Source organism: Streptomyces malachitofuscus (genome assembly GCF_055571035.1).
Genome location: NZ_JBVIGA010000010.1, coordinates 125,285 through 146,966, shown reverse-complemented (window position 1 = coordinate 146,966; position 21,682 = coordinate 125,285). Strand labels below are relative to the sequence as shown.

Here is a 21,682-nt window from a genome sequence, read left to right as displayed (position 1 = left end):
GTTTCGTCAATGCCTCTGACAAAGAAAGGTGCCGCCGCGTCACACGGGGGCACGTCCGGCGTCCGGCCGGGCGCCTCCGGCCGCCCGGGCGCTGAGCGCGCCGGGGGCGGCCCGCGGCGCCTGTCAGCGTCCTTCCGGCGCCCAGTCCGGATTCCTTCCGCTCAGGCCGATCGTCCGGTCGAGCAGCGGTGCGGCGGACGGGACCGGCACCACGGGGCCGAAGATGTCGTCCCGGCCGGGCTCGTCCACGGCGGCGAGGAGGAAGTCGTGGGAGGCCCGCAGCGCGGCGGGGTCGGGGGTGTACTCCTGGCCGGTCGCGCGGGCCAGGTCCCAGCCGTGGACCACCAGTTCGTCCACGGCGACGGCGGCCGCGACCTCGCCCGGAAGGTCCACGCCGCCCGCGCGGGTCATCCCGCTGCGGGCGCCCGGCTCCCGCCACGCCTCGGCCAGCTCGTCCAGCACCTTGGGCAGCTCCTCGCGCCACCCCGGCCCGATGTCCGGTACGGCAGCGTCGGGGCTGGTGTCGGTCGTGGCACCGAGGTCCTTGCGCGCGGCATCGCGGAAGGCCACGGCCAGTCCGAGCAGGTGCCCCAGCAGATTGCGCACCGCCAGCTCCGGACAGGGCGTCGGGCCGGACATCCGGTCGTCGGACACCCCCTCGGCGAGACGTGCGACGACACGCGTCTGCGGTCCGAGATCGAGGGTGCTCGTGTCGGTCATGTCCGGCTCCTCACAGCTCAGCTCAGGTCCTGAAGGGTGGACCGGGTTCGCCGACGGAACTCATCGGTGGCCACGCGGTGCGCGTCAGCGCTCGGCGAGCGGGCTCGGGGCCTCCTGGACCACCCAGCCGTTGCCGTCCGGGTCCTGGAAGAAGAGGAAGGAGTTCCAGGTCTCGGTCCCCCGGCCCTCCTCCCAGCCGTTCGGCCCCACGTGCCGCACCGGGCCGGCGTCGACGCCTCGGTCCGCGAGCGCGTCCCTCGCCGCCTCGATGTCCGTGACGCAGAGCTGCAGGCCCTGGAGCGAACCGGGCGCCGTCCTCGGCCGGCCGGGCGACTGCGGCAGGCCCGCCTCCAGGACGATGGAACACCGCGAGCCGGGTGGGGTGAGCTGCACGAAGCGGGCGCCCTCGAAGGGCGAGACGTCGACGTCGCAGTGGAAGCCGCACCGGTCGGTGTAGAACTCCTTGGCCCGGTCCACGTCGGACACCGGCACCACGATCACTTCGAGCGTCCATTCCATCAGGACCCCTCTTCCCGTCCACACGGATGTCCGTTCCCTTCACATGGTCCGGGTGACGTACCGCGCACGCCCGTCGGCCGCTGCTTCCGTCTCCCTCCTGAGGCATCTGCCCGATGCCCGGCGTCCCGCCTCAGAACCACGATGTGCAGGCATGACGACGACATGGACGGCGGTCCGCGTGGTGCGGGACCGCAATGCCGGGCTCTGCCTGGCCGGGGTGGTGATCTCCGGGTTCGGCACCTCCGCGCTGTGGCTGGCCTCGGGGGTGTGGGTCAAGGACCTCACCGGCTCGGACGGTCTCGCGGCCCTGTGCATGCTGGCGATGTGGGCGCCGACCCTGGCCGGGCCGCTGCTGGGGACGCTCGCCGACCGGGTGCGCCGACGGCCGCTGCTGATCGGCACGAGCCTGCTCATGGCGGCGCTGCTGCTCACCCTGTGCACCGTCGACTCACCGCACGGCCTGTGGCTGCTGTACGCGGTGCTGTTCGTGTACGGCGCGGCAGGCGCCGTCCATGACGCGGCCGAGTCGGCACTGATCGCCACCGCCGTGGACCGCTCCCTGCTCGGCGACTTCAACGGGCTGCGGATGACCGCCAACGAGGGGATGAAGCTGCTGGCCCCGCCGGCCGGCGCGGGGCTCTACGCGGCGTACGGCGGGGCGGGCGTCGCCGCCCTGGACGCGGCCACCTTCCTGCTGGCCACGGCGGTCTACGCGTTCCTGCGCGTACGGGAGGACCGGCCGGCACCGCCGGCGGGCCGCCGCCGGGAGCAGACCACCGAGGGGGTCCGTCACCTGTGGTCGCACCCGGTGCTGCGCCCGCTCGTGTCGGCGGGCGGCGCCACGATGCTGTGCGCGGGCGTCAGCGGGGCGCTGGTCTACGCCGTGGTGGAGGACCTGGGCCACTCCCCCGCCTACGCCGGTGTGCTGTACGCCGTCCAGGGCGCGGGCTCGATCGCGGTCGGCCTGCTGTCCGGCCCTGCCCTGCGCCGCTTCGGCCCGCGGCGCTTCGCGGCGTACGGCATCGCCGTGCCGGCGGTCGCGGTGGCGCTGCGCGCGGTGCCGCACGACCCACTGGCGTGGGTGTGCAGCGCGGGGATCGGCGTGGGCCTGCCGGCCGTGCTGATCGCCACACTGACCGCAGTGCAGCACGAGACCCCGGCACCGCTGCTGGGCCGGGTGACCGCCACGGCCAACACCCTGGTGTTCACCCCGAACGTCCTCGGTCTGGCCGCGGGCGCGGCCCTGGTCGAAGTGGCCGATTACCGCCTGCTGCTGGCCGTACTCGGGGCAGCGCTGGCGACGACGGCGGCGGCGCTGCTCAAGAACCCGGTCGGCACCGGCCGCGGCATGACCGGACCACCGTCCGACCGTGGGCCCTCATGACATGACGCCCCCGTCGAAGGGCGCCTCGTGCTCGGACAGGAAGCGGGCGACGGTGTCCACCACGCGGGCGCGCAGGTCGCTGCTGGTCCGAGCCGCGCGACGGGGCATGGCTCTGCCCCATCACGGCGGTTTCGGGCATCGCGCGCAGCATCATCCGGGCCGTCCGGTCCGTGACGAACGGGCGATGTCCCGGCAGGATTCGTCGACACCGTGTGCCGTGATCGAGGCGTGGCCATCCGGGGACAGAACGATCGTGAAGCAGCGGCGGACCGTAGCCTCGGACGATCCGAAAAGGTGCAACGCTCGCGTATACGACCGGGAGAACTGCACGATCACACGTGTGTCAGTGTTGGCAGGCTCCACGGTGAACAAGAGGGCACCCCCCTTGCGGGCAGTCGAGTTCAGTATCCCTTGTATCGTCTGCCGGTCGATGGGCGCGGTGAGGTCTCGCGAAGCGACCGCTTCTGCGAAACGTCGAGCGTCTTCACGGGTGTCCTCGAAAGCGGAGTGCTCGCGATCGGCTTCTTCTGAGTTACCGCTGACGTACGAGGCGATGATGAGCACCAGCAGGGCGAGGAGAACCGCCCCGAGGGCCTTGGCCCAGGGAGCGGTCCTTCCTGGCTGTTCGATGGACATCTCTTCCTACAGTTTGCTCACCGCGCGGCGGAATGCTTCCGCATATGCGGCGGTTCCCGTGTTGTTCGGATGATAACTTTCGCGGCTGACGCAGTAGTTGTTGACGTCGTAGCAGTTGAAGTCGCCGTCGCCTTGAGGGGCTTTGACCACCTTGTTGATGCCCTCAGGGGAGTCACAGGCGCGCTTGCCTTCGAAGTCACCGTCGGGTGATTCGTAGGTGACAGGGATCCCCCGGGATCTGAGTGACTCGGCTAGTTGCTTCTGCTGAGCCGTCATGTAGTCGGCCAAGTAGTTGAGTCTGTTCATCCCCGCTCCACCGATACCGCTGATGCATGTCAGGGAGCTTGCGTTGAACAGCCGGGGGTAGCCGAGCATTACGATCTTGGCGTTGCCGGCTTCGCTGTGAATCTGCCGCAGGACGTTTTCGATCTCAGGCATGGTGGTGTCGATGTCACTCTTGACGGCCTCCTCAGCCGGACAGCCGGTGGTGGCGCACTGTTGCATGACCATGGGGAAGCCTGCGTCGTTGCCACCGATGGTGAGGGCCACCAAGGTGGTGTCGTCACTGAGGACCCCTGAGTCGATCTGGGTCTTTTCGTGAAAGTTGCCGTCCATCCCCCATTTGCTCGGGTCTCCAGAGGTGACCTGCCATGTGCGGGCGCCGGAGCAGGAGACGTTCTGGACGTCCAGCGTGGTGGAGTGATCGTCGGTCAGCTCACCGACGGTCGAGGAGAAGCCTGGCAAGGTGGCCTTGCGAGCCCAGGAGTTCTTGCTACGCCGGCATCCGTTCCACCGGTCGGTGTCATAGTCCTTGTTGCTTTCGGGCGAGTAGGCACCGGCTCCTTCGCCCGAGGTGTAGGAGTCGCCGAGGACCGCTACGACCTGCTTGGGCTTGGAACCGATCGGCTGGAAGGCGACGGCGTCCCAGGCTACGTCCTCATCCCCGGTCCCATCGGTAGCCTGGCTGGTCAGTTGCACTCGTGGGGTGCCGCTGACTTTGTAGACCCCGAGATTCACCCAGGTGTTGGAGCCATGTTCTTGCCCGATGTAGCGGTGCCGGGTAAAGACGCCCGTTCCGGTGTCGATTTCGTATCGGGCTTGCTGGGTGTGAGCGCCGTGGTCTGGCACGTGCACCATGATACGGACCCACTGGTCCAGGGTGCGTCCGAGTGTCCAGGTACCGGTCGTCTTCAGCCGGTCACCGTCTGACGTGCCGGCGGGGCGGGTGTGGGTGAACCAGAAATGATCGCCGTAGCCTGCGCCGATCTGGTGAAGATCGATCTTGCCAGGATACGTGCCGTTCCAGTTGGAGAACTGAAAGCGGAAGGTCCCGGCAGATTCTGCAGCACCGCACGTGTTTCCCGGCTGTCCAGCTGGGGTGACGCCGTTGGGTACGTCGTCGACTATGAGCGTCCCGGAGGGGAGACCGGGTGAGCAACGAGGCGGGTAGGAGGCGTTCTCGTTGGGCTGCTCGGGGTAATCGGCGTTGTTGAATCGATGGATGGGGTTGCCGCATTGCCCAGATTCACAGAATTTCCACTTGGCCGCTTCATGCCACCAGCACTTGAGGTATAGAGGATCGGTTTCACTCGGGTCACCCGGGAGCGTGCACGGCCCTTGCCCGGTCCGGTTCGACGAGCCCTCATTGATCTTTTTGTTGTCGCAGTCGTTCGACTCGGTGCAGAACAAGTCGATGGGCGGCTTGGCGGTGGTGCGGTACCGGTTACTGTTCCACCAGGCGGCACGGTAGCCCGGCTGCATGTCTCCGGGCTTGAACATCGCGGAGATCGGTCGAGCGGCCCAGCCTATGACTTTCTCCTGGTAGGGCCAGTGCTGCGGGCTGGCGGCGTGACTGTAGTCGTCGGCACCGTCGGCGTTTTCGAGGAAGGGTGTGCGGTTCTCCTTCCATAAGGGGTTGGCCGGGTTGTTCGTCCAGCCAACGCCCCATTTCCCGCCGTTTGATCCTGCAGCGGACTTGGAGTAGTAGCCGGAGTTGTAGGCCCACAGCGCGAAGAACCAGTTCTCTATGTACTTCGGTTTACCGTCATTGATGATCAAACCATCCTTACGGGTTTCGTTCCATTTCGAAGCAAGGATGTCGGCGCCGTAAGCGATGTTGGCTGTGTAGTCGAGGGCTGCGGCTTCCTTTTGCGCGGTCGTCAGGCTGGTGTCAGACTTGCGCATGCCATCAGTTACCTGGGTAATTCCGTAGCCGCAATCTACTTTATCCCAGTTGATAGCCCAGGGATCGCCCTGGGTACCGTCGGCAGAATACTTGATGCCGTAGTAGTTGCCGATCAACGGGTTACCGGTCAGGCCTGGCACGACGGTACGGGTCGCCTGCCACATGTTCGATTCCTGGGCCGTGATCCCGAGCATGATCTGTGAAGGAATGTGCCACTCGTCCTCGCGATCGATGTACCCGTTGGAGTCGCCGGCCAGCACCCGAAGAGGGAAGCGAGTCTGCGGCGTGTAGGCACTCATGCCGGTGCCGATCCAGTTGGCGGGACGGCTGACCCACTTGTACAGGCCGTCGATGACAGCCTGATTCACTGCCCACTCCACCTGGCGGGGAGTCGGCTGTAGGGCCTGCTTGGTGAGACTGCCGCGCGGTACCGCACAGGTGCGTTCGTCTTCGACCGGGTCAGTCGGCGATGCGGCAGCAGCACGACTCTGCGACTCGGCCTTTCCGGCGGTACCGGTCATGAGGGCCGGCGAGGTGCCTGTTCCCTGTTCGAGGTGTTTCGCAGAAAGCGGCGTAGCTCCCGGCATCGCTGTCAGATGGGCAGTACGTCCGGTTGACAGAGTGTGGATGCGGGTGTCGATCGGCCGAGCTGCCAGATCGGTCGCACCCGTCGATGAGTTCTTGGCATCCTGCCACTGGGAGTGGATCAGAGCCCGGCCGCGAGTGGAAGCGATAGCCTCCTTCGCAACTCCTGGATTCTTCACCGCGCCGGGGAGGGAGCGCACCGTCTTCGCATTTCCGGTAATGAATACGGTTCCGTCCGCCGACGCAGTGACGTCGAAATCTGTCAGCCTGCCAGTAGCGAGGGTGGAAGTCTTGCCGCGCAGTACTCGCTTGACGCTGCTGCGGGCCTCGCCTGCACGGTCCAGGAAGATTAGGCCGCCGTCGCGGTCCGTGCGCAGTTGAAACGGTACCCCAGAGGCGGCGGCCAACTCGGTGCGTCTACCCCGTTTATCGATAGTGACGACGCGGTAGCCGTCGGCGGCGGCGATCCCCTCTCCGTACGGGATGGCAGACGTTACCTGGCCGGCGAGTACGAGAGGGTCAGCAGTCTTGGCAGCCTGGGCGTCGACGGTGAGCAAGCGTGTCGTACGTGCTGAAGCCGTATCGTCGGTGAACTGAGAGACAACGGCCGTCTCGTCTCGGCCACATCCTGGTGAGAAATAAGCCAAAGACGAGTACACGGGAAGCTTGGTGACCTTCCCATTGGTCAGGTCGACGACGGCGGTGAACGCGCCGCGTGTCATGAGCTCCGGCTTGTTGGTGAAGGTTCGCGGGGCATATACGACGACAGCCCGGGTCCCTGAGGCAGTGACACATGCGTTGCCGATCCACGCATCGGCATCGAAGCCAGGTTCAGACAGCGACGCAGCAGTCTTCCATGCATAGCCATCGTTTTTGTCGGCGGTGAGAATGTGGAACCCCAGCGCGTCGGAGCTGGTGGTCCACACACGGTCGGTTGAATCCTCCCAATCCCCTCCGAGCAACCGGTCACGTTGTTGTTCAGGGACCGCGGAGACCTCGACAGGAGCACTGTCGCTCGCTGCAGACGGTAAGGACTTCGGACTGCTGCTGTCAGCGACAGCAGCAGCCTGTACAAGCCCGGTCAGCACGGCTGCGACGGTGAAACCTGCCAGCACCGTACGAGTGGATCTGGACGCGCTCAACTACACCCTCCTACGCAGTGGGTTTCAGACAGGGCGTGAAATCGCCGCAAATCTCGTACGGGACGTCAATCTGCGGTGTACGGCCAAGTCACCCTGGCCGGCCCTGCCAGCCGCGTGGCAGACCACCCGCACCCGCCGACGCCATGCCGGACTGGTCAAGCGTCGCGGGGTGCCGCCTCCACCTAGGGCGAGTGACGTCCAGGCGTTGACCTATGCCTGGCGACCCGTAAGGTCGGGAGGTGGCGGACACTGCAGATCGCCACCGCGAAAGATGGCTAGCGGCTACTGACGAGTTCGGTTGCCTTGGCCGCCTGCGCCTGGTTGGCGGTGCGGATGTCGTTCAGGGCGTCCTGGTTTTGAGCGATCGCCTCACGCTGCAGCTTCACCTCGGTGTCGAACCAGGTCCTGGCCACTGCGTACCGGTCACGGCACGCAAGATCGGCTTTAGCGATGGTGATCTCTTCCGCGGTGATGTTCTCGGGATCCGTGAACCTGGGGTCCTCTTGCGCTTCCGGCGGTGTGGCGTATGTGTAGCCCTCTGCCTTCATGCATGAGGACCACTTGGCGAAGACGCCTTTGACCGCTGGTTCGTTCAGCGATGCCTTGTAGCCTTCGATGTCGATCTGCTCGACCAGCGGATCGGTCTGGGCAACCATCACCCCTGTGTCTGCCTGTTCAGCGCATTGGCGCACCTGCTCGTCGGGAGCGCCGGATTCATCGACTGCGCCCTCGAGCATCGCTTCGTTGTAGGCCTTCATCAACGCCGGGTCGCGGTGATAGCCCCACTTCGCAACCTGCTCGGCATCGGAGATCCCGTAACGGCCGTCGGTGAAACTCCTGCCGTCGATATTGGGCAGGTCGGGGGCTGGCTCCCAATCATCGAAACCCGCCGTGCCCATGCACTCATCCATGAGGCTGTCCCGGACATTGGTGACAGTCAGGACGGCGGACGGGGCCGGCATGTACGTCTCGATGGGTAACCGCCAGGTGGCCGGGTCGTTCGGGTTCTCGACAGTCGACTTGGCGGGCGGCACTGTGGCAGCCTGGCCGTCGGCCGCCTGCGGCCCTTGAGCCGGTGAGCCGTCGTCAGGCATGGCACTGATCACGGCAACGGTGCACACGGCTGCAGCGGCTGCTACCGGCAGCGCGGCCTTGAGGGTAACCCCTCTGATGTTCACGGCAGTCTCCTTCTGCTCACAGAATTACGGCTAAAGCCACGCGAACGAGGCGTTCTCGTTGTAGACTGTTGTGAACCTGTCAATATGCTGATACGGGGCCATGGTCTGGTACGGCTTCTTGTAGCCGCTGTAGTAGTAGACCCGCGCGCTGTACTTCGAGTGAGTGTTCTCCCCGGACGCTGCATTGTTCTTGATCCTCTGCCCCGAGCCCGGCCAGGGAGAGCTGGCGCCGAAGCGGCAGAACGTCAACGCATGAGCGTGTCCGTCACCAGGGCGCAAAGCATTGAAGTCGTACACGCTGTAGCCGATGTTTCGGAAAGATCCACCCTGCCCCGAGTTGTACCAAAGGTGCATCCTGAATTTGGACGCCCCCCAGTTCTCCTTGCACGCCTCGTTGCTGTAAAGATTCAAGCTCGCCGCGTCCTCGGATGTGACGGCTTGAGCTGGGGTGATGAACCCGGCGCCCAACGCCGCCGTCGCCAGGAATGTCAGCAGGATGCTTCTCTTGCGCATTGCACTCCCCTCCCCGGGGCCAGCAACGGGCGACCCTCTCCGTCGCCACGCCTGCACCCGTAAGTGATGGCGCGCCAGCGATCGCATTCGACTGCGCGCGGTCCAGACCATATCCATGACTGCCCGACAAGGAACACCCAACGATCACCTGTGGCCACTTTCCTGCATGGTGGTGACAAGTCGGCTTTACCCGCAGGCCACCCCTGCGACCTGTGTGAATGTTGTGAGAAGTCCGAGCTTCTCTTCACAAACGTTCAACCCTCAATGGCTGATTGTCACTGCGCCCGCAGCTGGTAGGCGTCCTGGGAGGCCGGCTGAGAACCGGTTCGCACCCCAGGCCGGCGTGCTCCGCGGCGAGGAGGTCGTCGACCGCATCACCGTGACGCACGCCGGGCGGACCCCCGGCGACGCCCGCGCTGCCACCAGCCAGGGCCGAGCGTCAGGACCGCCTCAGAGCTCGGCGAGCGCCGAGCGCACCGCCGACAGGTCCCCGTCCGACGCCAAACCGGCGTGATACAGGCGCAGTTCCGTCGCGCCCAGGCGGCGGGCCTCCGCCGCGTCGGTCGCGAGGCCGGCGGGGCTGCCGCCCATGCCGGAGACCACCGTGAAGTTGGCGGCGAGCACCGCGCCCTCGCGGGCCTCCCGCACGAACGGGGCCAGCGGGCCGGGGCCGCCGGTGCAGGGCACGACCACGCCGTCGGCGACGGACAGGATGTGCGCCGGGTCGACGCCCGCGTTGGCACCGCAGTGGTAGGACACCGGGTCCGCGTGCAGCAGCACCTGGAAGCCTTCGGGCGCGGTCTCCCGTACGGCCCGGACCGCGGCCTCCTGGAGTGTGCGGGCCGTTGCGTCGCGCCACGCGCGCGTGGCGTTCGCCGGCGTCTCGCCGAGGAGCTGCTCCACGCCCGCCCATCCCCCGTCGGAGGGCGCCCCCCGCCACACCGGTTCCAGTGCGGCCCGTACCGCGTCGGCGAGCGCGTCCGGGTTCAGGCCCCGGCCGTCGTAGCCGGCGCGGCAGGCCGGGCAGAAGCACAGGGACATCAGGTACTGCCCGGCGTCCCCGAGGGCGACCCCGGCCGTCTTGTCGTGGGCGTGCAGATGCTGGAGCCCGTACCAGCCGAGGGACTCCAGCTCGGTGCCGTGCGCTCCGGGGCGTACGGCGGCCTCGGCGGCCAGGTCGACGAGGTGCGCGCGCGTGGCGGGCTGGGCGATGCACGGCGCCCAGGGGTATCGGTCGCCGTAGGCGTTGACCACCGAGGTGTCCGGATGTTCGGCGCCGAGGCGGGAGTTGTGCGCGAGCACCACCCAGGTGTGCACCTCGAGGCCCGCGCCCGTGAGCGCCTCCGCGGCCTCGCCGAAGGCGTCGCCGGGCGCCCAGTCCCCGGCCGCGTACGGGCGCAGCGTGCGGCCGGCCCAGCGCTCCCCCGGCGGGTAGAGCACGGCCGCGTGCTCGGCGGTGACGATGCGGTGGCGCGGGTGACGGGGGGTCAGCGCGCGGGTGGAGTGGTAGGCCGAGGCGAGTGTCACCTGCGCCGTGCCGAGTGCGGCGATCCGCGCGGGTGCCTCCGGGTCCCCGTTGACGTCCCAGGGGTAGACGAATGCCGATGCCTTCACAGGTCCTCCTCGAGCAGCGCGTGTCCCCGCTCGATCAGCAGGGCGAGCTGCTTGACATGATCCCCGGCGGGTTCGTGCAGCGGCGGCCGCACCTCCCCCACGTCGAGGCCCCGCATCCGCACGCCGGCCTTGACGAGGGAGACGGCGTAGCCGGCCCCCTTGGCGCGCAGCTCGACGAACGGCCGGTAGAAGCCGTCGATCAGACGGTCGGCGGTGGCCGAGTCCCCGGTGCGGAAGGCGGTGTGGCAGGCGAGGGCGATCTCGGGCGCGAAGCAGAACACTGCGGACGAGTACAGGGTGACGCCGATGCCCCGGTAGGCGGGCTGGGTGAGTTCGGCGGTGGGCAGGCCGTTGAAGTAGAGGAAGTCACCCGCGGTCTCCGCGCGTACGGCGCTGACGATCCGCTGCATCAGGTCGAGGTCGCCGAGACCGTCCTTGAGGCCGATGATCCCGTCGGTGCGGGCCAGTCCGGCGACGGTCCCGGGCGTGAAGACGGCGTTGTCGCGCTGGTAGACGATCACGGGCAGCGAGGTCGCGGCGGCCACCTCGCGGTAGTGCCGCAGGAGCCCCTCCTGTCCCGCCTTGACCAGGTACGGCGGCATGGCGAGCAGCCCGTCGGCCCCGGCTCCCTCCGCGAGCCGGGCGTAGCGGACCGCGAGCGCGGTGCCGTAGCCGGCGCCGGCGACGACCGGGACGCGCCCCCCGGCGGCCTCCACGGCGGCCCGGACGCAGCTCTCGAACTCCTCGGGCGTCAGCGCGTGGAACTCACCGGTGCCGCAGCAGGCGAACACCGCGGCGGCGCCGGCCTCCACCCCGCGCCGCACATGGCGGCGGTAGGTGTCGAGATCGACGGCGCCGTCGGGCCCGTACGCGGTGACCGGGAAGAACAACGGCCCGCTGGGGACGGTGAGTCGGGCGGCGAGAGGGGCTGGCGTCACAAGCTCTCCCTGGTCCATATTCTTGATTCACGTCCATATTTCTGAACGCACCCACGTTACGACCCCCCAGGGAGGCCGGTCAAGCGCCGCACCTCGCCGCACATCGGCGATTTCGCGAGGGCCGCGGGCACACAAGGCGTGCGTCCGGGATACTTGACGAGCCGCGCCCCACCTCCCTAGCGTGTCCACGCATATGAATGCCGTGCGCTCATGTGTACGCACACCACGGCCGCCGCCGCAAGGAGACCCGAGGATGCCCGCTCCCCGCACCGTTCTGCTCACCGGCGCCGCCGGAGGACTCGGCACCCTGATGCGGGGACTGCTCCCGGAGCACGGCTACACCCTGCGCCTGCTCGACCTGCGCCCCGTCGACGGCGAACCCGACGCGATCGTCGCGGACCTGGCCGACCGGGACGCCGTACGCGAGGCGGTCCGCGGCGTCGACGCGATCGTCCACCTCGCAGGGATCTCCCTCGAAGCCTCGTTCGACAAGATCCTCAAGGCCAATGTCGAGGGCACGTACAACCTGTACGAGGCGGCCCGCGAGGAAGGCGTCGGGCGCATCGTCTTCGCCTCCTCCAACCACGCCGTCGGCTACACCCCCCGACCCCAGGGCGACGACCCCCTGATCCCGGTCGACACCCCGCGCCGCCCGGACACCTTCTACGGACTGTCCAAGTGCTTCGGCGAGGACCTGGCCCAGCTCTACTGGGACAAGCACGGACTGGAGACCGTCTCCGTGCGCATCGGCTCCTGCTTCCCCGAGCCGACCAGCGTGCGCATGCTCTCGGTGTGGATGAGCCCCGCCGACGGCGCCCGCCTCTTCCACGCGGCCCTGACCGCCGAGAACGTCGGCCACACCGTCGTCCACGGTTCCTCCGCCAACACCCGCCTGTGGTGGGACCTCACCTCCGCCCGGGCGCTCGGCTACGAACCGCAGGACGACTCCGAGCCGTACGCCGAGAAGCTGATCGCCGAGCAGGGCGAGCTGGACCCCGACGACCCGGCGCACGCCTGCCTGGGCGGCCACTTCGTCACCGACCCGCCCATCTGGCCCTACTGACCGGCCGGTACGGGCGGATTCACACCCTTCACGGGAGCGGACGGGCACCGAACGGGCCCGTCCGCTCCCGCATTCGGGCATCCACGCTGCCCGAACTCACGTCCAGGCCTGCGGGCACGCAGGTCGAAGACGGGCAGCCATCGCGCCAAACGGGCACAAGCGGGCAGCATCGGATCCGTAACAGGCCTGTTCAGCAGGCGAACACCGCTGTACAACTTGCCCCATGGACGCCACCGGGCCCGAACGGGCAACTCCGCTCGGCCGGCCGGAGGCGATCAGGCAAGGAAGCACGTACGGAAGCGGGTGTCGGCGATGACGACGGCCAGAGCGGCGAAGACCGCCGAGGAACGCCAGCGGGAAATCGTCCGCGTGGCGCGGGCCACCGGCTCCGTCGAGGTCACCGCGCTCGCCACCGACCTGGGCGTGGCCCGGGAAACCGTCCGCCGGGACCTGCGGGTCCTGGAGGACCACGGCCTGCTCCGCCGCACCCATGGCGGCGCCTGCCCCGTGGAGAGCGCCGGCTTCGAGACGACGCTCGCCTTCCGCGCCACCAGCCACGTCCCCGAGAAGCGCAGGATCGCGGCCGCCGCGGCCGGCCTGCTCGGCGACGCCGAGACGGTCTTCATCGACGAGGGCTTCACCCCACAGCTCATCGCCGAGGCCCTCCCCCGTGACCGGTCCCTGACCGTGGTCACCGCGAGCCTGCCGACCGCCGGCGCCCTGGCCGAGGCCGAGAACTTCTCCGTGCTGCTGCTCGGCGGCCGGGTCCGCTCCGGCACGCTGGCGACCGTCGACCACTGGACCACGAAGATGCTGGCCGGATTCGTCATCGACCTGGCGTTCATCGGCGCCAACGGCATCTCCCGCGAACACGGGCTGACCACGCCCGACCCGGCGGTCAGCGAGGTGAAGGCGCAGGCCATCCGGTCGGCGCGGCGCACCGTCTTCGCGGGGGTGCACACCAAGTTCGGAGCGGTCAGCTTCTGCCGCTTCGCCGAGATCGGCGCACTGGAAGCGATCGTCACCAGCACCCTGCTCCCGGCCTCCGAGGCCCACCGCCACTCCCTGCTCGGACCGCAGGTCATCCGCGTCTGACGGCCGAGCCGCCGCATCACACGTCCCCGCATCACCGGGCCTGCCGCCCACTGCGGGCCCGCACCACCCCACAGCTCCCGTTTTGTCCAGATACAACCAGGAGTACCGCATGCGAACCGAGAGCCGACGCATACCTCGCAGCCTCTTCGCCGTGGCCGCATCAGCGGCGCTGATCACTCCGCTCGCCGCCTGTTCGGGCGCCGGCGGGTCCGCATCGTCCGACGGCCGGTCCATCAACGTCCTGATGGTGAACAACCCGCAGATGGTCGAGCTGCAGAAGCTCACCGCCGACAACTTCACCAAGGACACCGGCATCAAGGTGAACTTCACGGTACTGCCGGAGAACGATGTCAGAGACAAGATCAGTCAGGACTTCGCCAATCAGGCCGGCCAGTACGACGTCGCCACGCTCAGCAACTACGAGATCCCCATCTACGCCAAGAACGGCTGGCTCCACTCCCTGGACTCGTACGTCGACGGCGACACCGCCTTCGACCAGGACGACGTCCTGCCGCCGATGACCAAGGCCCTCACCGCGGAGGACGGCAAGCTCTACGGCGAGCCGTTCTACGGCGAGTCCTCCTTCCTGATGTACCGCAAGGACGTCTTCGAGAAGGAAGGGCTGACCATGCCCGAGAAGCCCACCTGGAAGGAGGTCGCCGACCTCGCCGAGAAGGTGGACGCCTCCAGCTCCGAGATGAAGGGCATCTGCCTGCGCGGCCTGCCCGGCTGGGGCGAGGTCATGGCCCCGCTGACCACCGTGGTGAACACTTTCGGCGGCACCTGGTTCGAAGAGGACTGGACCCCCCGCCTGGACTCCAAGGAGTTCAAGGAGGCCACGCAGTTCTACGTCGACCTGGTGCGCGAGCACGGCGAGGCCGGCGCGGCCCAGTCCGGCTACGCCGAGTGCCTCAACAACATGACCCAGGGCAAGACCGCCATGTGGTACGACGCCACGGCCGGCGCCGGTTCCCTGGAGGCGGACGGCTCCCCGGTCAAGGGCAAGATCGGCTACGTCCCCGCACCGGTCGAGAAGACCGACAGCTCGGGCTGGCTCTACACCTGGGCGTGGGGCATCCAGAAGGCGTCCGACAACGCCGAGGACGCCTGGAAGTTCATCTCGTGGGCGTCCGGCAAGGAGTACGAGAAGCTCGTCGGGGAGAAGATCGGCTGGGCGAACGTGCCGGCCGGCAAGCGGACGTCGACCTACGACATCCCGGAGTACCGCGAGCAGGCCGCCGCCTTCGCCGACGTCACCCGGGACGCCATCGCGAGCGCCAAGCCCGAGGACCCGGGTGTGCAGCCCCGGCCCGCGCCCGGCATCCAGTTCGTCGGCATCCCCGAGTTCACCGACCTCGGCACGAAGGTCTCCCAGGAGATCAGCGCCGCCATCGCCGGACGCCAGTCGGTGGACAGCGCCCTGGGCAAGGCCCAGAAGCTCGCCGAGGCCGTCGCCGAGAAGTACGAGGCATCATGACCCTGACGAAGACGGCCCGGCCCGCCGCCGCTCCCCCGCGAGCGGCGGCGCCGCCGCCGAACCGCATGCGCGCCTGGGCCACCCGGGCACCGCTGCTGCCCGCGCTAATCTTCATGATCGTCGTGACGCAGCTGCCCTTCGTGGCCACGCTGGTGATCTCGTTCCTCGACTGGAACGCGCTCTACCCGGACGACCGCAGCTTCGCCGGCTTCGCCAACTACGGCGAGGTGCTGAGCGACCCCGCCCTGCGGAAGTCGATCTGGACGACCATCCTGCTCACCGTCACCGTGGTGCTGGTCAGCCTGCTCCTCGGGCTGCTCCTCGCGCTCCTCCTCGACCGCCGCTTCCGCGGCCGGGCCGCGGTGCGCACCATGCTCATCGCCCCGTTCCTGCTGGTGCCGGTCGCCGCCGCCCTGCTGTGGAAGCACGTGCTGTTCAACCCGGAGTACGGCCTGTTCAACGGCATCCTGCACGCGATCGGCGGGGACGGGGCCGCGCAGCCGGACTGGATCTCCGAGATGCCGCTGATGGCGGTCGAGGCCTCGCTGATCTGGCAGTGGACGCCCTTCATGATGCTGATCCTGCTCGCCGGACTGCAGAGCCGCGACCCCCAGCTGATCGAGGCCGCCCGGATGGACGGCGCGAGCGACTGGCAGGTGTTCGTCCACATCACGCTGCCGCATCTGCGCCGCTATCTCGAACTGGGCGTGCTGCTCGGCTCGATCTACATCGTGCAGAACTTCGACGCGGTGTTCACGATCACCTCCGGCGGACTGGGCACCGCCAACCTGCCGTACACGATCTACCAGACCTTCTACCAGGCCCACGAGAACGGTCTCGCCTCCGCGGCCGGCGTCATCGTCGTGATCGGCTCGATCATCCTGGCGACCTTCGCCCTGCGCGTCGTGTCGTCGCTGTTCCGCGAGGAGGTGTCCCGCTGATGGCCACCGTCGCCAGCACCACGCCCACCACCCCGGCCCGGCGGTCCCGGCCGGGCGGCCGGCTCCGGGGAAGCGCCCTGGGCATCGTCGCCTGGCTGGCCGGTCTCGTCTTCGTGGCGCCCCTGCTGTGGATGGTTCTCACGTCCTTCCACTCCGAGGCCGACGCGGCGACCAACCCGCCCTCGGTGACCGCCCCGCTGACCCTGGACAGCTACCGCGAGTTCTTCGGGCTGACCGGGGGCGCCAGCCCCTGGCCGGCGATGATCAACTCCATGACCGCCTCGGTGGTCTCCACGCTGCTGACGCTGCTCCTGGCCGTGCCCGCCGCGTACGCGCTGTCCATCCGGCCGGTGAAGAAGTGGACCGATGTCCTGTTCTTCTTCCTCTCCACCAAGATGCTGCCGCTGGTGGCCGGCCTGCTGCCCATCTACCTCTTCGCCAAGAACACCGGCCTGCTCGACAACATCTGGGCGCTGGTCATCCTGTACACGGCGATGAACCTGCCGATCGCGGTGTGGATGATGCAGTCCTTCCTCGCCGAGGTGCCGGTCGCGATCATCGAGGCGGCCCAGATCGACGGGGCGAAACTCCCCACCGTCCTGGGGCGCGTGGTCGCGCCGATCGCCCTGCCCGGCATCGCGGCGACGGCGCTGATCTGCTTCATCTTCAGTTGGAACGAGCTGCTGTTCGCCCGGGTCCTGACGGGCGTGGTCGCCGAGACCGCCCCCGTCTTCCTGACCGGCTTCATCACCAGCCAGGGACTGTTCCTGGCCAAGGTGTGCGCCGCGTCGCTCGTCATCTCCCTGCCGGTGCTCGCCGCGGGGTTCGCCGCCCAGGACAAACTCGTCCAGGGCCTGTCGTTGGGAGCCGTGAAATGAAGGCCGCCGTCATCGAGTCCGTGGGCAAGGCCGTCGTCGCCGAGGTCCCGGACCCGACGCCAGGACCGCGCGATGTCGTCGTCGAGGTCGCGGCCTGCGGACTGTGCGGCACGGACCTGCACATCCTCCAGGGCGAGTTCGCGCCCACACTCCCGATCGTGCCGGGACACGAGTTCGCCGGCGAAGTGGTCGGCGTCGGTTCCCAGGTCACGGAGGTGTCCGTCGGCGACCAGGTGGCCGTGGACCCCTCCCTGTACTGCCACGAGTGCCGCTACTGCCGCACCGGCCACAACAACCTCTGCGAGCGCTGGGCGGCGATCGGCGTCACCGCGGCGGGCGGCGCGGCCCAGTACGCCGTGGCACCCGTGGCGAACTGCGTCAAGCTCCCCGAGCACGTCCGCACCCAGGACGCGGCGCTGATCGAGCCCCTCTCCTGCGCGGTGCGCGGTTACGACGTGCTCCAGTCGCGGCTCGGCGCCCATGTGCTGATCTACGGGTCCGGGACCATGGGTCTGATGATGCTGGAGCTCGCCAAGCGGACCGGAGCGGCGAGCGTGGACATGGTCGACCTGAATCCGACGCGGCTCGAGACGGCGCGGCAGCTGGGGGTCTCCGCCTCGGCGGCAACCCCGGACGAGCTGGACCGGCCGCAGGGATGGGACCTGGTCATCGACGCGACGGGGAACGCGGCGGCGATCCAGGACGGGCTGGAGCGGGTGGCGAAGGCGGGCACCTTCCTGCAGTTCGGTGTCGCCGACTACGCGACGCGCGTGCAGATCGACCCCTACCGGATCTACAACCAGGAGATCACGATCACGGGTTCCATGGCGGTGCTGCACAGCTACGAACGCGCGGCGGAACTGTTCGCGAACGGCATCCTGGACCCGGACGTCTTCATCAGCGACCGCCTCCCACTGGCCCAGTACCCTCAGGCCCTGGACCAGTTCGCCGCGGGGGTGGGCCGGAAGATCGTGGTGGTTCCGTAGACGGTCGCGCGGGCGCTTCGCCCCCTCCGCCGGGACGCCGCAGGGCTCCTCATGTCCCCTGGACGACGACAGCCTGCGGACATCCGGTCGAGGGGGCGACCGCGTCGGACAACGGTATGGCGGCCCAACTCGACCCGCACCTTTGCCTGTTGATCCCGAGTCACCGGGCACGGTCCGGGGTTCGGGGACGAAGCCTGCGAGGGGGGACGGGGACGCGCGGCGGAACCGGAAAACCGCTTGGTCGCCCCGCCCCCGCCCCGTACCATCCCCGGCATGCCCAGACCGAGTGGCTTCGCCTACGAGGCCCACACCTCCGGCACCGTCCACATCACCCATCACCACCGCCCCGCGACCACCCTGCACGGCGACCGGGCGGCCCGCTTCCTCAGCGAGGTCACCACCGCCCCCGACCCCCAGCTCGTCATGGCCCGCTGGACGGGGAACTACAAGCGCGGCAACGAACGAGCCGCCCGGAACCACCCCCGCAACCGCCGCTGAGCCCGGCCGGGAACCGACTGCTCCATATGGGCCACAGGTAAGGGAACGGTAAAACGCCCTCGCTCGTTCACTCAGGCATGACAGCTATGACCCCCGGCTCGAACATCCCCCTCCCCACCGCCCGAGTGACGGTGGACGTCGCCGCCCCCGTGCGGCTAGACGTATCGGGCCTGCTGCTCACCGCCGACGGCAAGGTGCGCTCCGACGACGACTTCATCTTCTACAACCAGCCCACCGGCCCCGGCGTGACCTACCGCTCCGGCGGCGGCACCAGCCCCGACGCCATCACGGTCGACACCACGGCCGTACCCCCCGGCATCGAGAAGATCGTCGTCACCGCGAGCCCCGACGCCGCGGGCCAGACCTTCCAGGGCGTCGAACCGACGGCCACCATCCGCGGCGCGGACGACGGCGCGGTCCTCGCCACCTTCACACCCCCGCGCCTCGGCTCCGAGACCGCGCTCGTGATCGTCGAGATCTACCTGCGCAACGGCGCCTGGAAGGCCCGCGCCGTCGGCCAGGGCTACGCCAACGGCCTCGCCGGCATCGCCACCGACTTCGGCGTCACGGTCGAGGAACCGGCCGCCCCGGCCCAGCCGGCAGCCGCCCCCGCCCCGCCCGCGGCCCCGCCCGCCCCGCCGATGGCCGCCCCGCAGGCGCCCCCCGCCCCCGCCGCGCCGCCGGCCCCGCCCGCCGCCGCTCCCGGCACCGGGAAGATCAACCTCGACAAGGGCCGGGTCAGCCTGCAGAAGAACCAGACCGTCTCCCTGATGAAGGGCGGCCGCCCGCTGCTCTCCCAGGTCAAGATGGGGCTCGGCTGGGAGCCGGCCTATCGCGGCAAGGACATCGACCTGGACGCCTCGGTCATCGCCTACGGCCCGCAGCGCAACCACATCGACAGCTGCTACTTCGGCAAGCTGCAGATCCTGAACGGCGCGATCCGGCACTCCGGTGACAACCTCACCGGCGAGGGCGGCGGGGACGACGAGGTGATCACCGTCGACCTGGGCCGCCTCCCCATGGAGGTCAGCGGCCTGGTCTTCACCGTCAACTCCTTCTCCGGCCAGAAGTTCACGGAGGTCGCCAAGGCCTACTGCCGCCTCCTGGACGCCACCACCGGCGAGGAACTGGTCCGCTTCGACCTCACCAGTGCCGAGCCGCAGACGGGCGTGATGATGGCGAAGCTGATCCGCCAGTTCTCCGGCGAGTGGGAGATGACCGCGATGGGCGACTTCGTGAAGTCCCGCACGGTGCGCGGCATGGTCAAGCCGGCCGCCCAGGCGCTGTAACCACAGCCGCCGACACGCGACGGCGGGTGCCCTGCGCGGGCACCCGCCGTTCTCATGCCGCCCAGGGCCAGTCGGCGTCCCGGCCGGCCTCGAGCAGCGGCACCATCCGGAAGGCGGCGTCCGACAGTCCCCCGAAGGTGTGCCGGTTCGCCGTGCCGGACGGGCCGTGGCCCGCGCGGTATCCGGCCAGGTTCCAGGTGTAGACCGGCACCCGCGGCGGGACCTGCTCGGTCGGGTCGCCGTAGTGGCTGTGGGCGTACTGCTCGTCGGTGACGATCAGCACCCGGTCGTGCCCCTGGTAGTGCCGCCGCACCGCCTCGGTCGTGTCGGTGCCGCCGAGGTCCCCGAACCGGTCGAGGATCTTCAGCACCGACTCGCCCCGGCGGAATCGCACCGGCTTGCTCGTCGAGCCGAACTCGACGAGGTCCGCCTTCGCGGCCCGCAGCGCGAGCGCCGTGCCGAAGACGGCCGCCGCGTCGGCGCGGGTGAGCTCGGAGCGGTCCGACATCCGCGAGTAGAACATCGAACCCGAGCGGTCCACGAGGACCAGCGTCCGGCCGGGCAGCGCGGGCACGTTGGCCAGCGAGTGGCCGAGCGCCTGCTCCAGCGGGTACGACCAGCGCAGCGACGGCGCGTGCTGGTACGCGGCGAGATACCGGAAGGGGAACTGCCGCGACCGGGCGACCTCCGCGGGGTCGGCGATGCGCGCGGCGACCTGAGCGGCGACCTCGTCGCGGACCCCGGCCTCGTCGAAGTTCCGCAGGTTGCGCACGAGTGCCATGGGCCCCATGGACGGGATGACGGCCTCCCAGGCCGCCTGGTCCAGCGGTCCCTGCAGCCAGCCCGCCAGCGCCTCCCAGGTGAGTCCCGCGGCGGCGAGCCGCTCGGCACCGTCGGGCGCCGTGACGACCGCGCGCCGCTCCTCGACGGGCAGCGCCATCAGCTCGCGGTGGGCGGTGAGGACACGGTTCGAGGCGGGCGGCTCCGCGGTGTCCGGGTGGTGCCGGCGGTCGAGGGCGTACCGGAACAGCTCGCCCTGCCACGGCTTGTCCGGGTCGGGTGCCGCGTGCACCAGGTTCAGGATGTCGCCGAACCGGTAGCCCTTGGACGCGGTGTCGTACTTCAGCAGGGCCTTGGCTCCGTAGAGCCGGCGCACGGCGTCGGCGACCCCGCGCTTGACCGGCTTCGGGATGTTCCGGCCGTGGGCGGCCGTCCAGTAGGCGAGCAGTTCGCCGGGCTCGTCGGGCCGCCGCAGCACGGAGTCCACGACCTGCCGGTTCGACGGACCGTCGGTCGCACCGGCCTTCAGGCGGGCCTTGACGTACTCGGCGGCCCCCACGATCGACGCGGTGCGCAGGTTGCCCTCGCCGCGCAGCCAGCCGAGCAGCCCGGCCGTCCAGGCCGGATCGGTCACCGCGAGCTCACGCACGAGCTTCGCGAACCGGTCGTCGCGGTGGTCGCCGTTCTCGTAGAAGGTCTGCTGCGTCACGAAGTTGGCCACCGCGAGCAGGAAGAGCTCCGAGCGCGCCTCGCGCTCGCGGCCACGGCCGCCCTGGTGGGTACGCAGCACACGGCCGGTGGACGTCACGCGCGACGTCGGCTGCTGCCCCGCGGCCCGGGTGTTGAATCGCGCCATGGTGAATTCCCCCGAATTCCCTGAATGGTGGAGGAAGGCGCGGCAAAGGTGGGTGCCCGAGAAACGAGTCGGCTGCGGAACATGTCAGGCGCGTCTTCCCTTTCCGCCACATCGACCCGAGGTCGATGACGGGATTCGAACCCGCAGTGAACCTGATCCCGAGAAGTAACCGCTGCCTGCGCACCGGGCACCCACCAAGTACTGCGCCTCCCGAGATCAAGTCGGCGGCGGCATCGGATTCTTTTGAGAGAAGAAGTAGCCGCAGCCCGCGCACCGGGAGGTGCATGAAGTTGTGGTGTCCAGAGATCGAGGCCGGCGGAACCGACGAAGGTGCTCTGACCCCTGAGCTACACCGGCGCGTTGTGCCGGTGACGGGACTCGAACCCGCGACCGCCCCATTATCAG

General features: G+C 68.9%; 18 protein-coding genes. 9 read left to right on the top strand and 9 right to left on the bottom strand.

Going from position 1 to position 21,682, the window contains the following annotated elements:
* Positions 1–123: 123 nt before the first annotated feature.
* Positions 124–720 (bottom strand): TIGR03086 family metal-binding protein, encoded by a 597-nt coding sequence (locus tag ACZ44S_RS16780; RefSeq protein ID WP_466929480.1) that lies wholly within the window; start codon positions 718–720, stop codon positions 124–126.
* An 84-nt stretch (positions 721–804) separates the two neighbouring features.
* Positions 805–1,239 carry a VOC family protein gene (locus ACZ44S_RS16775; RefSeq protein ID WP_466929477.1) on the bottom strand — a complete coding sequence of 145 codons (435 nt, stop codon included), beginning with the start codon at positions 1,237–1,239 and terminating at the stop codon, positions 805–807.
* Positions 1,240–1,390: 151 nt separating this feature from the next.
* On the opposite strand from ACZ44S_RS16775, the gene ACZ44S_RS16770 reads away from it, so the two are divergent.
* Positions 1,391–2,623 (top strand): MFS transporter, encoded by a 1,233-nt coding sequence (locus ACZ44S_RS16770; protein WP_466929475.1) that lies wholly within the window; start codon positions 1,391–1,393, stop codon positions 2,621–2,623.
* A 150-nt stretch (positions 2,624–2,773) separates the two neighbouring features.
* Here the strand turns inward: ACZ44S_RS16770 and ACZ44S_RS16765 are convergent, their stop codons facing one another.
* The 6 genes from ACZ44S_RS16765 to ACZ44S_RS16740 all read right to left on the bottom strand — a co-directional run bounded on the left by ACZ44S_RS16765 (position 2,774) and on the right by ACZ44S_RS16740 (position 11,414).
* The gene (locus ACZ44S_RS16765) at positions 2,774–3,259 is read right to left on the bottom strand and encodes a hypothetical protein (protein WP_466929473.1); all 486 of its coding nucleotides are present in this window, start codon (positions 3,257–3,259) and stop codon (positions 2,774–2,776) included.
* A gap of 6 nt (positions 3,260–3,265) precedes the next feature.
* The gene (locus ACZ44S_RS16760) at positions 3,266–6,955 is read right to left on the bottom strand and encodes an SGNH/GDSL hydrolase family protein (protein WP_466929470.1); all 3,690 of its coding nucleotides are present in this window, start codon (positions 6,953–6,955) and stop codon (positions 3,266–3,268) included.
* A 491-nt stretch (positions 6,956–7,446) separates the two neighbouring features.
* Complete coding sequence (locus tag ACZ44S_RS16755; protein WP_466929468.1) at positions 7,447–8,349, bottom strand: hypothetical protein; 903 nt, start codon at positions 8,347–8,349, stop codon at positions 7,447–7,449.
* 30 nt (positions 8,350–8,379) lie between these two features.
* Positions 8,380–8,862 (bottom strand): hypothetical protein, encoded by a 483-nt coding sequence (locus tag ACZ44S_RS16750; RefSeq protein WP_466929465.1) that lies wholly within the window; start codon positions 8,860–8,862, stop codon positions 8,380–8,382.
* Positions 8,863–9,312: 450 nt separating this feature from the next.
* Positions 9,313–10,476: a hypothetical protein gene (locus ACZ44S_RS16745; protein ID WP_466929463.1), complete on the bottom strand. Its 1,164-nt coding sequence runs from the start codon at positions 10,474–10,476 to the stop codon at positions 9,313–9,315.
* A complete protein-coding gene (locus ACZ44S_RS16740; RefSeq protein ID WP_466929460.1) occupies positions 10,473–11,414 on the bottom strand; it encodes a 5-dehydro-4-deoxyglucarate dehydratase in 942 nt (313 codons plus the stop codon). The genes ACZ44S_RS16745 and ACZ44S_RS16740 overlap by 4 nt, the downstream gene beginning before the upstream one ends.
* Positions 11,415–11,667: 253 nt before the next feature.
* Here ACZ44S_RS16740 and ACZ44S_RS16735 point away from each other — a divergent pair, with 253 nt between their 5' ends.
* The 8 genes from ACZ44S_RS16735 to ACZ44S_RS16700 all read left to right on the top strand — a co-directional run bounded on the left by ACZ44S_RS16735 (position 11,668) and on the right by ACZ44S_RS16700 (position 19,641).
* Positions 11,668–12,477: an NAD-dependent epimerase/dehydratase family protein gene (locus tag ACZ44S_RS16735; protein WP_466929457.1), complete on the top strand. Its 810-nt coding sequence runs from the start codon at positions 11,668–11,670 to the stop codon at positions 12,475–12,477.
* Between the two features lie 312 nt (positions 12,478–12,789).
* A complete protein-coding gene (locus ACZ44S_RS16730; RefSeq protein WP_466929456.1) occupies positions 12,790–13,572 on the top strand; it encodes a DeoR/GlpR family DNA-binding transcription regulator in 783 nt (260 codons plus the stop codon).
* Between the two features lie 109 nt (positions 13,573–13,681).
* Complete coding sequence (locus ACZ44S_RS16725; protein WP_466929454.1) at positions 13,682–15,049, top strand: ABC transporter substrate-binding protein; 1,368 nt, start codon at positions 13,682–13,684, stop codon at positions 15,047–15,049.
* Positions 15,046–15,990 carry a carbohydrate ABC transporter permease gene (locus ACZ44S_RS16720; RefSeq protein ID WP_466929452.1) on the top strand — a complete coding sequence of 315 codons (945 nt, stop codon included), beginning with the start codon at positions 15,046–15,048 and terminating at the stop codon, positions 15,988–15,990. The genes ACZ44S_RS16725 and ACZ44S_RS16720 overlap by 4 nt, the downstream gene beginning before the upstream one ends.
* On the top strand, positions 15,990–16,868 hold the full coding sequence (locus ACZ44S_RS16715; protein WP_466929449.1) for a carbohydrate ABC transporter permease: 879 nt from the start codon (positions 15,990–15,992) through the stop codon (positions 16,866–16,868). The genes ACZ44S_RS16720 and ACZ44S_RS16715 overlap by 1 nt, the downstream gene beginning before the upstream one ends.
* Entirely contained in the window at positions 16,865–17,854 is a 990-nt protein-coding gene (locus tag ACZ44S_RS16710; RefSeq protein ID WP_466929447.1) for a zinc-dependent alcohol dehydrogenase family protein, read from the top strand. Before ACZ44S_RS16715 ends, ACZ44S_RS16710 begins: the two co-directional genes overlap by 4 nt.
* A 273-nt stretch (positions 17,855–18,127) precedes the next feature.
* Complete coding sequence (locus ACZ44S_RS16705; RefSeq protein WP_466929445.1) at positions 18,128–18,352, top strand: hypothetical protein; 225 nt, start codon at positions 18,128–18,130, stop codon at positions 18,350–18,352.
* 86 nt (positions 18,353–18,438) lie between these two features.
* Positions 18,439–19,641 (top strand): TerD family protein, encoded by a 1,203-nt coding sequence (locus ACZ44S_RS16700; RefSeq protein ID WP_466929723.1) that lies wholly within the window; start codon positions 18,439–18,441, stop codon positions 19,639–19,641.
* 52 nt (positions 19,642–19,693) lie between these two features.
* Here the strand turns inward: ACZ44S_RS16700 and ACZ44S_RS16695 are convergent, their stop codons facing one another.
* The gene (locus ACZ44S_RS16695) at positions 19,694–21,277 is read right to left on the bottom strand and encodes a TROVE domain-containing protein (RefSeq protein ID WP_466929443.1); all 1,584 of its coding nucleotides are present in this window, start codon (positions 21,275–21,277) and stop codon (positions 19,694–19,696) included.
* Positions 21,278–21,682: the final 405 nt, after the last annotated feature.